Consider the following 12,175-nt stretch of genomic DNA (forward strand, 5'->3'; position numbering starts at 1 on the left):
TAATAAAGAACATTGCTTATCAGATGTATATCTAAACGAGAACCTGACAACCGAATGCCTGAACAACATCGTTACACGCTCCCAGCGAAAGCTGGCGATCAGCGCCAGTTGGGTGAGCTTACCGGTGCCGCCTGCGCAACGCTGGTCGCCGAAATCGCCGAACATCACGCCGGTCCAGTGGTGCTGATCGCGCCGGACATGCAAAATGCTTTGCGCCTGCATGATGAAATTCGTCAGTTTACCGACCAGATGGTGATGAACCTGGCCGACTGGGAAACGCTGCCCTATGACAGTTTTTCTCCCCATCAGGAGATTATCTCTTCGCGTCTCTCTACGCTGTATCAACTGCCTGCCATGCAGCGAGGCGTGCTGATCGTTCCGGTAAATACTCTGATGCAGCGTGTCTGTCCGCACAGCTATCTGCACGGGCATGCGCTGGTCATGAAAAAAGGTCAGCGGCTTTCGCGCGACGCCCTGCGCGAACAGCTGGATAGCGCTGGCTATCGCCATGTTGATCAGGTCATGGAACACGGCGAATACGCCACGCGCGGCGCGTTGTTGGATCTGTTCCCGATGGGCAGCGAGTTGCCTTATCGTCTGGATTTCTTTGATGACGAAATCGACAGCCTGCGTCTGTTTGATACCGACACCCAGCGCACGCTGGAAGAAGTCGATGCCATTAATTTGCTTCCCGCGCACGAATTCCCGACTGACAAAACGGCCATCGAGCTATTCCGTAGTCAGTGGCGCGATACCTTTGAGGTTAAACGCGACGCCGAACATATTTATCAGCAGGTCAGCAAAGGCACGTTACCTGCGGGTATTGAATACTGGCAACCGCTGTTTTTCAGCGAGCCGCTGCCGCCGCTGTTCAGCTACTTCCCTGCCAATACGTTATTGGTCAATACCGGTGATATCGAGACCAGCGCAGAACGCTTCCAGGCCGATACCCTGTCACGCTTTGAAAATCGCGGTGTTGATCCAATGCGCCCGCTTCTGCCGCCGGAATCGCTGTGGCTGCGGGTTGATGAGCTGTTTTCTGAACTTAAACGCTGGCCGCGCGTTCAACTGAAAACCGAGAGTCTGGCGAACAAAGCTGCGAATACCAACCTCGGGTTCCAGAAGCTGCCGGACATCGCCGTGCAGGCACAGCAAAAATCACCGTTAGATGCGTTACGTAAATTCCTTGAGGGCTTTACCGGCCCGGTGATTTTCTCGGTCGAAAGTGAAGGCCGACGTGAAGCGCTTGGCGAGTTGCTCGCTCGTATCAAAGTGGCACCGAAGCGGATATTGCGACTCGATGAAGCCGTAGATAACGGTCGTTATCTGATGATTGGCGCAGCTGAGCACGGCTTCATCGATAGCAAACGCAATCTGGCACTGATTTGTGAAAGCGATCTGCTTGGGGAACGCGTGGCGCGTCGCCGCCAGGATTCGCGTCGCACCATCAACCCGGATACATTAATTCGTAACCTTGCAGAGCTGCATCCCGGTCAGCCGGTAGTGCATCTGGAACACGGCGTGGGTCGCTATGCCGGGATGACCACGCTGGAAGCGGGCGGTATCACCGGTGAATATCTGATGCTCACCTATGCCAACGACGCCAAACTGTACGTGCCGGTGTCGTCACTGCATCTGATCAGCCGCTATGCGGGCGGTGCAGAAGAGAATGCGCCGCTGCATAAACTGGGCGGCGATGCCTGGTCACGCGCCCGACAGAAAGCCGCTGAGAAGGTGCGCGATGTCGCGGCAGAGCTGCTGGATATTTATGCCCAGCGCGCGGCGAAAGAAGGCTTTGCCTTTAAGCATGACCGTGAACAGTATCAGCTGTTTTGCGACAGCTTCCCGTTTGAAACCACGCCTGACCAGGCGCAGGCGATCAACGCTGTACTCAGCGATATGTGTCAACCGCTGGCCATGGACCGCCTGGTGTGCGGCGACGTCGGTTTTGGTAAAACCGAAGTCGCGATGCGCGCCGCTTTCCTTGCCGTAGAGAACCACAAACAGGTTGCCGTGCTGGTTCCGACTACCCTGCTCGCACAACAGCACTTCGACAACTTCCGCGATCGTTTTGCCAACTGGCCGTTACGCATTGAGATGTTGTCCCGTTTCCGTAGCGCCAAAGAGCAAGCGCAGATTCTGGAACAGGTTGCCGAGGGGAAAATTGATATTCTCATCGGCACGCACAAACTGCTGCAAGCGGATGTGAAGTTAAAAGATCTGGGTCTGCTGATTGTCGATGAAGAGCACCGTTTCGGCGTTCGCCACAAAGAACGCATCAAGGCGATGCGTGCGGATGTCGATATTCTGACCCTGACGGCAACGCCTATTCCGCGTACGCTCAATATGGCGATGAGCGGCATGCGCGATCTGTCGATCATCGCCACGCCGCCTGCTCGTCGTCTGGCGGTCAAAACCTTCGTACGCGAATACGACAGCCTGGTGGTACGCGAGGCGATCCTGCGTGAAGTTCTGCGCGGGGGACAAGTTTATTATCTGTTTAACGACGTCGAAAATATCCAGAAAACCGCTGACAGATTAGCAGAACTGGTGCCGGAAGCGCGTATTGGTATCGGCCACGGGCAAATGCGCGAGCGCGAGCTGGAACGCGTGATGAACGATTTCCACCATCAGCGTTTTAACGTGCTGGTGTGTACCACCATTATCGAAACCGGGATCGACATTCCGACCGCCAACACCATTATCATCGAACGCGCCGATCACTTTGGTTTAGCGCAATTGCACCAGCTACGCGGTCGTGTGGGACGCTCACACCATCAGGCGTACGCCTGGCTGCTGACGCCGCATCCAAAAGCAATGACCACCGACGCGCAAAAGCGTCTGGAAGCCATCGCTTCGCTGGAAGATTTGGGTGCAGGATTTGCGCTGGCGACCCACGACCTTGAAATTCGCGGCGCCGGGGAACTGCTGGGTGAAGATCAAAGTGGTTCCATGGAAAGCATCGGCTTCTCGTTGTATATGGAGCTGCTGGAAAATGCTGTCGATGCGCTCAAGGAGGGACGCGAACCGTCACTGGAAGATCTCACCAGCCAGCAAACCGAAGTTGAATTGCGTATGCCGTCTCTGCTGCCGGATAACTATATACCGGATGTTAACACCCGACTATCGTTCTACAAGCGCATTGCCAGCGCGAAAGGCGAAAACGAACTGGAAGAGATTAAGGTCGAGCTGATAGATCGTTTTGGCCTGCTGCCCGACCCGGCCCGTACGTTGCTGGATATCGCTCGTTTACGCCAGCAGGCGCAGAAACTGGGGATCAGAAAGCTCGAAGGTCATGACAAAGGCGGTACCATCGAATTTGCCGAGAAAAACCACGTCAACCCGGTCTGGCTGATTGGTTTACTGCAAAAACAACCGCAACACTTCCGTCTGGACGGCCCAACCCGACTGAAATTTATGCAGGATCTGGGCGAGCGTAAAACGCGGATCGACTGGGTCCGCCAGTTTATGCGTCAGCTTGAAGAAAACGCCGTAGCATAGTGAACAGGCCGGGTGAGCACACCACTCACCCGGCCTGATGAATTTACAAACTCTTTGCACTTCCCTGCACTTCCAGACACAGCAAACCGCCATAATTCTCGTTTACTTTTACATAATAAAAACCACGTAAAAACAATGGATTTATGGTGATGTTAAACAATAAACGACTCTCTCGCTGGCTCGCGTTTTTTACGCTGGCAGCGACCTTCGCGTTAGCACTTCCGGCTCAGGCAAACACCTGGCCGCTACCGCCGCCGGGAAGCCGTCTGGTGGGCCAGAATACCGTTCACGTTGTTGAAGACAATGGCGGTTCCCTGGAGGCGATTGCGAAAAAATATAATGTCGGCTTTTTAGCGCTGCTGCAGGCCAACCCCGGCGTTGACCCTTACGTACCACGTCCAGGCAGCGTGCTGACTATTCCATTACAAACTCTGCTACCTGACGCCCCGCGCGAAGGTATTGTTATCAACCTCGCCGAACTGCGTCTTTATTATTACCAGCCGGGGACCAATTCGGTGACCGTTTATCCTATTGGTATTGGCCAGTTAGGTGGTGACACGCTGACGCCTACGATGGTAACCACCATTTCTGATAAACGCGCCAACCCCACCTGGACGCCGACGGCAAATATCCGCGCGCGATACAAAGCAAACGGAATTGACCTGCCTGCCGTTGTACCTGCCGGTCCGGATAACCCGATGGGCCATCATGCAATTCGCTTAGCGGCATACGGCGGCGTCTATCTGCTGCACGGCACCAATGCTGACTTTGGCATCGGCATGCGCGTCAGTTCCGGCTGTATTCGTCTGCGCGACGGTGATATCGAAACCCTGTTCCGTCAGGTAACGCCCGGAACTAAGGTCAATATTATCAATACGCCGATCAAAGCATCCGTTGAGCCTAACGGCGTGCGGCTAGTAGAAGTACATCAGCCGCTGTCCGAAAAAATCAATGACGACCCGCAACTGTTGCCAATCGTGCTGAACGCGTCCATGCAGACATTTAAAAATTCGGCGCAAACAGATACCGCCGTCATGGATCATGCGATGGAGATTCGCTCAGGCATGCCGGTCGATGTGACCCGTCATCACGACGTTGCTCAACAGCCGATGTAAACTCCGCACATAAAAAACCCCCGCTGGATTTTATTCCGCGGGGGTTTTTTATTTAACTCGCAGTGGCATTGCGATGGGTTAAATCTTATTTGTAGATAACAGCAGTCCCATGAAGGGTGTTAGGGCCGGTAACGGAAGTAATACGGAAAGACTTCGCACCCATCTCATCGGCTTTCTGCGCCAGTTGATCTTCCAGTGAACCTAAGTTAGTCCCCGCATTCGCAGAAATAGTACCGACTTTCTCTTGACCCGCAGGTGTGGACTGAACTTCAACAGCGGCGAAGCTTGCAAATGACAGTGAGCTAAGAACAGCAGCAACAAACAGGGTTTTTACGTTTTTCATGATAGTGACCTTTAGCAGATGAATGGGTGTCGGAAAGATTAACTTAACGATCGATAGGTAAATCATAGATGTGATCCAGGTCACACGTCAATACTTTTTTATAATGATCGTTATATAAAATATAAAGGTCTTATTTTTCATGACAATAGATATAATTTATTTTTATCGTGAATCCGCTGGAGTGTGCAGTCGAATATTTTTATAATGGTTATTCAATAAACCCAACAAAGGTACATCGGCGCCATGACAACTGAAACGACAGGTTGTGCAAAAAAAAGCCGTGGCCGACCAAAAGTGTTCGACAGGGAAGCCGCGCTTGATAAGGCCATGACACTCTTCTGGCAGCACGGATATGAAGCGACCTCGCTCGCCGATCTCGTAGAAGCTACCGGCGCAAAAGCGCCCACGCTGTATGCGGAGTTCACCAATAAAGAAGGGTTGTTCCGTGCCGTGCTGGACCGCTACATCACCCGCTTTGCGGCGAAACACGAAGCTCAGCTGTTTTGTGAAGAAAAAAGCCTTGAGTCCGCACTGGAAGACTATTTCACCGCCGTAGCGACCTGCTTTACCAGCAAGGACACCCCGGCGGGATGTTTCATGATTAACACTTCTGCGACGCTGGCAGCCTCTTCCCGCGATATTGCGCACACGGTGAAATCCCGCCATGCAATGCAGGAACAGACGCTTACTCAGTTTCTTCATCAACGTCAGCAACGAGGTGAAATCCCCGCCTACTGTGACGTGCAAAAACTGGCTGAATACCTGAACTGTATTTTACAAGGTATGTCGATCAGCGCCCGTGAAGGTGCAACGTTTGAAAAACTGATGCAGATCGCACGTACCACCCTGCGACTGTGGCCCGAACTCGTCAAAGCTTAACCCTTTCCCGCAATTCCCCCGCTGTACTAACACCCCCGGGAGCTGATAAAGCCCCCGGTTAGATTCCCGTTCCATTGTCCCTACATTTCTCATTGTTTTCATCGTGTTATCCGATCATTTTTTGTAAAAGGTATTGATAACGACAATTGTTATCAGCAATATTCGCATTTGTTTTAATGCCTGTTTCACAATGTAACCATCGGTTTCTCTACCGCCATAACAAAAACAGATCGACTCTTTTTAAAAGGAATACAAATGAATAAGCGTCTCTGGGTGCTCAATCCTCTCCTGTTGTCTTTAACCCTCCCGGCCATTGCGGCTGAGGAAGAGAACCTTATCGTCAGCGCCAACCGTAGCCAACGCACCGTGGCAGAAATGGCGCAAACGACCTGGGTTATTGAAGGAAGCGAGATTGAACAACAGGTTCAGGGGGGGAAAGAGTTCAAGGATGTTCTTGCTCAGTTAATCCCAGGAATCGATGTCAGTAGCCAGGGGCGTACAAACTACGGCATGAACATGCGTGGTCGCGCCATTGTCGTGCTCATTGACGGTGTCCGTCTGAACTCCTCGCGAACCGACAGCCGTCAACTTGACTCCATTGACCCGTTTAACATTGCGCACATTGAAGTCATTTCAGGCGCAACCTCACTTTATGGCGGTGGCAGTACCGGCGGATTAATCAACATCGTCACCAAAAAAGGCCAGCCGGAGCGTGAAGTAGAACTCGAACTGGGGAGCAAAAGCGGCTTCAACAACAGTAACGATCATGATGAACGCGTTGCCGCGGCGGTGAGTGGAGGAACAGATCGCGCTTCCGGGCGTATGTCCGTCGCGTATCAACGATTTGGCGGCTGGTATGACGGTAATCACGATGCCCTGCTGCTGGATAACACCCAAACCGGGCTACAGCACTCCGATCGTCTGGACGTGATGGGCACCGGGACGATTGAACTTGACGACAACCGTCAGTTGCAACTGGTTACACAGTATTACAAGAGCCAGGGGGATGATGATTACGGGCTGGATCTCGGCGAGAACATGTCCGCCGTGACCGGAAACGGTAAAGCTTATACCAGCAGCGGACTGAATTCCGATCGTATTCCCGGAACCGAACGTCATCTGATCAGCCTGCAATATTCAGATGCGGATTTTTTCGGCCAGAACCTGGTCAGCCAAATCTATTACCGCGACGAATCGCTGAAATTCTATCCTTTCCCGACGCTCAGCAAAGGTAAGGTCACCAGTTTCTCCGCATCTCAGCAGGACACAGACCAGTTTGGCGCCAAAATTACCCTCAACAGCCAGTTGATGGATAACTGGGAGCTAACGTGGGGTATCGATGCCGATCACGAGACCTTCGATTCCAATCAGAAATTCTTCGATCTGGCCTGGTCCCTGCCCTCCGGCGGCATGGATAACCGCACCGCTTATACCACCGGGCGTTACCCCGGTTACAGCATCACCAACTTTGCGCCTTTCCTGCAAAACAGCTATGACATTAACGACATCTTTACCCTCAGCGGCGGCGTGCGCTATCAATGGACCGAAAACAGGGTTGATGATTTCGTTGGCTATGCTCAACAGCAGGGAATCGCGACCGGGCTTGCGAACTCTGCCGATACCATTCCGGGCGGCAAAACCGATTACGATAATTTCCTGTTCAACGCCGGTATCCTCGCCCATCTGACTGACCGTCAGCAAACGTGGTTTAATTTCTCTCAGGGCGTGGAGCTTCCGGATCCAGGGAAATATTACGGTAACGGCACCTATTCGCTGGTTGGCGATCATTACCAGCTCCAGCGCAGCGTCAACGTGGCGGATTCACGTCTGGAAGGGATTAAAGTTAACTCGTACGAACTGGGATGGCGCTACACCGGCGATAGTCTGCGCACGCAACTGGCCGCTTACTACTCGACTTCGGATAAATCGATCGTTATCAACCGCAGCGATATGACCATTAACGTTCAACCCGACGATCGCCGCATTTATGGCCTTGAAGGCGCGGTGGATTATTTCATTGCGGATACGGACTGGAGCCTGGGCGGCAACTTCAATGTCATTAAATCGGAAGTGAAACAGAACGGTAAATGGCAAAAATGGGATGTGACTCTGGCCTCACCGTCGAAAGCAACCGCGTGGGTCGGCTGGGCACCAGAACCGTGGACCTTACGCGTACAGAGCCAGCAAACATTTGATCTGACCGACGCCAGCGGCAATAAGCTGGATGGCTATAACACCATGGACTTTATCGGCAGCTATCAGCTCCCGTTGGGTAAGCTGACCTTTAGCGTGGAAAACCTGCTGAATGAAGAGTACACCACGCTGTGGGGACAACGTGCGCCACTGCTGTACAGCCCAACCTACGGCAGTCCGTCACTGTATGAGTACAAGGGCCGGGGCCGCACCTTTGGTCTGAACTATGCCTTAACCTTCTGATAAAAAAAGCCCCCCAGCCTGAGCGAATGGGGGGCTAATGTTCAGGATAATGCTATTTTACGCTTTGTTATTCAGTACCAACTGTCCGTTGTTATCCAACGGAATTTGCGCGCCGGGGTCCTTATCCATACGGATTTTCCCCTGCTGATCGCCAATTTTGTACGTCACGTCGTAGCCCAGCATCTTTTCAGATTTGTCATACACCGTTTTACAACGCTGCTGCGTGGTGGTGTAAGTATCGTTTTCCTGCATCGAACCCTGAATCTGATTACCTGCATAGCCGCCGCCTAAAGCCCCGGCCACGGTGGCAATATCTTTACCACGTCCGCCGCCAAACTGATGGCCAATAACGCCACCCGCAACCGCACCCAATACGGAACCCGCAATACGGTTTTCATCTTGTACCGGCTTACGGTGCGTGACAGTTACGTTCCGGCACTCCTGACGCGGTGTTTTTACCGACTCTTTAATCGGTGTTGCAGAGACAACTTGCGCATACTGTGGGCCACGCTCGAAAACGTTCAGACTGGCCACTGCTGCAACACCCAGCGCAGCAGCTACGCCAATCCCTATACCCGCCAACATTGATTTATTCACGGGACTTCCTCCTTTTTTGCTATTAGCAACAACTTTGCAACAGAAGGTAAGGAATGCCAATCAGATTACGGATGAAAATAGCAGGATGAGGCACGAACGCAGGATGATTCGGAGAACTCTGAAGGAAGGCGCCGGATGCGTAAAATCATCCGGCGCCACAAGTCGATATTAATGCAGTTTCAGACGCGGGCGAATCACCCGGTTGATACTACCGACCAGCATCATCAGGCCGGTTTTGAAGTAGCCGTGTAAAGCAATCTGGTGCATGCGGTACAGTGAGATGTATACAAAGCGCGCAATACGCCCTTCCACCATCATCGAACCACGAGTCAGGTTGCCCATCAGGCTACCCACGGTAGAAAAGTTAGAGAGCGAGACCAGAGAGCCGTGATCTTTGTACTGATACGCTTTCAGTGGCTTGCCGTTCATCTGTGCCAGAATATTGTTCATCGCACAGGTCGCCATCTGGTGTGCTGCCTGAGCGCGTGGAGGCACAAAACCCCCTTCCGGGCGAGCGCAGGAAGCGCAGTCGCCAATCGCGTACACGTCAGGATCGCGCGTGGTCTGCAGAGTTGGCTCAACCACCAGTTGGTTAATACGGTTCGTTTCCAGACCGCCAATGTCTTTCATAAAGTCTGGCGCTTTGATACCCGCCGCCCACACCATCAGGTCGGCTTTAATGTATTCGCCATCTTTGGTGTGCAGTCCGCCTTCGTCAGCGCTGGTGACCATAGTCTGGGTCAGTACGCGTACGCCCAGTTTGGTTAACTCATTATGCGCAGCACCAGAAATACGCGGCGGCAACGCAGGCAGAATGCGCTCGCCAGCTTCCACCAGCGTAACGTTCAGCGCATCGTTGGTCAGCCCTTTGTAACCATAGCTGTGCAGCTGTTTTACCGCATTGTGCAGCTCAGCGGAGAGCTCAACCCCCGTCGCACCACCGCCCACAATGGCGATATTCACTTTTCCGTTAGCGCCCAGATTCGCGGAATACTTCAGGAACAGATTCAGCATCTCCTGGTGGAAACGACGCGCCTGATGCGGGTTATCGAGGAAAATGCAGTTTTCTTTCACGCCAGGGGTGTTGAAATCGTTGGAGGTACTGCCCAACGCCATCACCAGCGTGTCATACGGCACTTTACGCTCAGGAACCAGCAGATCCCCTTTCTCATCGCGCAGCTCAGCGAGAGTAATGGTCTTCGCTTCACGATCGATATCTATCACCGAACCTAACTGAAACTGGAAGCCATGGTTACGGGCATGTGCCAGATAGCTCAGCGCATCCACGCCTTCATCCAGTGAACCCGTCGCCACTTCATGCAGTAACGGTTTCCACAAGTGACTGTGGTTTCTGTCTACCAGTGTGATTTTGGCCTTTTTCTTACGCCCGAGTTTTTTACCCAACTGCGTCGCCATTTCCAGTCCGCCAGCACCGCCGCCGACAATCACGATCCTTTTCAATGGTGTAGTCAACGTGACCCCCTCAAATTTATTAACCAATTGTTAATTAAAAGTTATTGATATAGCTCTTAATTAACAACAAGTTACAGTAATGAAAATGTTCTTCGAGAGTGAGAATAACACGAACGGTGCATTGGTCATACCAAAATTGATGTGTATCAAGTTTTGATGCTGAAAAGATAGACAACCGGAACTTTAAGAACAAAAAAACCAGCCCGATGGCTGGTTTTTTACGCACTCAATAAGGATTAACCTAACGTCTTGAACGCTTTGATGCGCTGCAAATGCGGAGAGATATTCTTAAACTTATGCGTCTGCTCTTCGTCCCAGACTATCTCGTAAAAGTGATGCAGTTCTTCCGACGAACGCTGGCTATTGAGCGCTTCATCATGACGCGACAGGATAACCAGACAGCGATCGCGATTCTTTTCGCGGAAATTGGTCACGCATTTTGTTGCGATGTCTGCATACTCCTCAGGTCTGTCAATTTTGCCTTCCATGTTCTCATACGGGAACAGGTTAGGATTAAACACTACCTGACGAATATCACACAGAAAACCAATCCGTTCAGCCCAATATCCCCCGAGCCCCACACCACAAATCAGCGGACGGTCATCCACATTCAGCTGTAGCATTTTGTCCACTTCTTTTAGCAGATGCTGCATATCATGTTTGGGATGCCGCGTACTGTAGCTAATCAGCCTGACATCCGGGTCGATGAATTGCAGCTGCAACACCTTCTCATGGTTGCCCGGGCTGTTAGAGTCAAAACCGTGTAAATAGATAATCATCGCATCCTCGCCAAACTTGCGTTAATGACCTGCTTTCTCTTCCTGCCAGCGCTCATGAAGCTGGTTTAGCTGAGCGCTTACCGTCTTCCAGCGTGCCGAATCCATCAGTTCCTGACGTGAAAATGAACCTTTATGATACAAACGTGTAACACGTTCTGCATTGATCGGCGACAGATTATCTAACACACTGACCGCTCCCTTACGATTATTGCAGACCAGGATCATATCGCAACCTGCATCCAGCGATGCCTGTCCACGCTCCGCATAGCTTCCCATAATCGCCGCCCCTTCCATCGACAAATCGTCGGAGAAAATGACACCATCGAAGCCAAGCTCCTGGCGCAGCACCGTTTTCAGCCAGTGAGGTGAGCCACTCGCCGGACGCGGATCTACATCACTGTAGATAACGTGCGCAGGCATAATGGCATCCAGTTTGTTCTCAGTAATCAACGTCTGGAACACGGACATATCTTTCGCACGAATCTCGGCTTCTGAGCGAGGATCGGTTGGGGTTTCTTTGTGTGAATCCGCCGTCACGGCCCCATGACCAGGGAAATGTTTACCGGTCGTTTTCATGCCTGCGGCATGCATACCGTCAATGAAGCGGGTCGCCATCGCCAATGCTTTTAGCGGATCGGCGTGGTAAGAACGCTCGCCGATTGCGGCGCTGATATGGCCTACATCCAGTACCGGTGCAAAGCTGATATCAATGTCCATCGCGATCATTTCGCTGGCCATCAACCATCCGGCGTCCTGAGCCAGTTTGCCGCCCTCTTCCAGACCGTGCAGCGCAGCAAACGATTGAGCCGCAGGCAGGCGAGTAAAGCCTTCTCTAAAGCGCTGTACGCGTCCGCCTTCCTGATCTACCGCCACCACCAAATGGTTACGTGACGCAGTCCGGATCTGTCGCACTAATTCACGCAGCTGTTCCGGGTCATGATAATTTCGGGTAAAGAGGATCAACCCACCTACCAGCGGATGCGCCAGAATCTCACGCTCTTCTGCGTCCAGCTCATACCCTTCGACATCCAACATTACTGGGCCCACACTGC

At 52.3% G+C, this 12,175-nt stretch carries 9 protein-coding genes; 4 read left to right on the plus strand and 5 right to left on the minus strand.

Features of this window, described 5'->3' with window-relative positions; all coding sequences use genetic code 11:
• The first annotated feature begins 54 nt into the window (after positions 1-54).
• Together mfd and ldtC are read left to right on the plus strand one after the other, a co-directional pair.
• On the plus strand, positions 55-3,501 hold the full coding sequence (mfd, locus tag OGV98_RS11735) for a transcription-repair coupling factor (RefSeq protein ID WP_286551511.1): 3,447 nt from the start codon (positions 55-57) through the stop codon (positions 3,499-3,501).
• Positions 3,502-3,650: 149 nt separating this feature from the next.
• Positions 3,651-4,616: a L,D-transpeptidase LdtC gene (gene ldtC, locus OGV98_RS11740; protein WP_202580594.1), complete on the plus strand. Its 966-nt coding sequence runs from the start codon at positions 3,651-3,653 to the stop codon at positions 4,614-4,616.
• Positions 4,617-4,701: 85 nt separating this feature from the next.
• On the opposite strand, the gene bhsA is transcribed toward ldtC, so the two are convergent.
• Entirely contained in the window at positions 4,702-4,959 is a 258-nt protein-coding gene (gene bhsA / locus OGV98_RS11745; RefSeq protein WP_003030810.1) for a multiple stress resistance protein BhsA, read from the minus strand.
• Between the two features lie 243 nt (positions 4,960-5,202).
• On the opposite strand from bhsA, the gene comR reads away from it, so the two are divergent.
• Together comR and OGV98_RS11755 are read left to right on the plus strand one after the other, a co-directional pair.
• Positions 5,203-5,838 (plus strand): TetR family copper-responsive transcriptional repressor ComR, encoded by a 636-nt coding sequence (comR, locus tag OGV98_RS11750; RefSeq protein ID WP_016149993.1) that lies wholly within the window; start codon positions 5,203-5,205, stop codon positions 5,836-5,838.
• 255 nt (positions 5,839-6,093) lie between these two features.
• On the plus strand, positions 6,094-8,274 hold the full coding sequence (locus tag OGV98_RS11755) for a TonB-dependent siderophore receptor (RefSeq protein ID WP_046670504.1): 2,181 nt from the start codon (positions 6,094-6,096) through the stop codon (positions 8,272-8,274).
• A 57-nt stretch (positions 8,275-8,331) separates the two neighbouring features.
• Here OGV98_RS11755 and OGV98_RS11760 read toward each other — a convergent pair whose 3' ends face one another.
• From OGV98_RS11760 to nagZ, 4 genes are all read right to left on the minus strand, one after another.
• Positions 8,332-8,871 (minus strand): glycine zipper 2TM domain-containing protein, encoded by a 540-nt coding sequence (locus OGV98_RS11760; RefSeq protein WP_003030814.1) that lies wholly within the window; start codon positions 8,869-8,871, stop codon positions 8,332-8,334.
• A gap of 168 nt (positions 8,872-9,039) precedes the next feature.
• Positions 9,040-10,344, minus strand: a complete 1,305-nt coding sequence (gene ndh / locus OGV98_RS11765) for an NADH-quinone dehydrogenase (RefSeq protein WP_003846726.1) — start codon at positions 10,342-10,344, stop codon at positions 9,040-9,042.
• 236 nt (positions 10,345-10,580) lie between these two features.
• Positions 10,581-11,123, minus strand: coding sequence for an alpha/beta hydrolase YcfP (ycfP, locus tag OGV98_RS11770; RefSeq protein WP_003030817.1), 543 nt, complete (start codon positions 11,121-11,123; stop codon positions 10,581-10,583).
• A 21-nt stretch (positions 11,124-11,144) separates the two neighbouring features.
• A complete protein-coding gene (gene nagZ / locus OGV98_RS11775; RefSeq protein ID WP_049002584.1) occupies positions 11,145-12,170 on the minus strand; it encodes a beta-N-acetylhexosaminidase in 1,026 nt (341 codons plus the stop codon).
• Positions 12,171-12,175 lie beyond the last annotated feature (5 nt).

The sequence above is a fragment of the Citrobacter sp. Cf136 genome, assembly GCF_030333815.1.
In the GTDB taxonomy this organism is placed as follows: domain Bacteria; phylum Pseudomonadota; class Gammaproteobacteria; order Enterobacterales; family Enterobacteriaceae; genus Citrobacter; species Citrobacter freundii.

Coding starts and splice junctions, on each gene's coding strand:
- mfd (WP_286551511.1), top strand. CDS start 55: ATGCCTGAACAACATCGTTACACGCTCCCAGCGAAAGCTGGCGATCAG.
- ldtC (WP_202580594.1), top strand. CDS start 3,651: ATGTTAAACAATAAACGACTCTCTCGCTGGCTCGCGTTTTTTACGCTG.
- bhsA (WP_003030810.1), bottom strand. CDS start 4,959: ATGAAAAACGTAAAAACCCTGTTTGTTGCTGCTGTTCTTAGCTCACTG.
- comR (WP_016149993.1), top strand. CDS start 5,203: ATGACAACTGAAACGACAGGTTGTGCAAAAAAAAGCCGTGGCCGACCA.
- OGV98_RS11755 (WP_046670504.1), top strand. CDS start 6,094: ATGAATAAGCGTCTCTGGGTGCTCAATCCTCTCCTGTTGTCTTTAACC.
- ycfP (WP_003030817.1), bottom strand. CDS start 11,123: ATGATTATCTATTTACACGGTTTTGACTCTAACAGCCCGGGCAACCAT.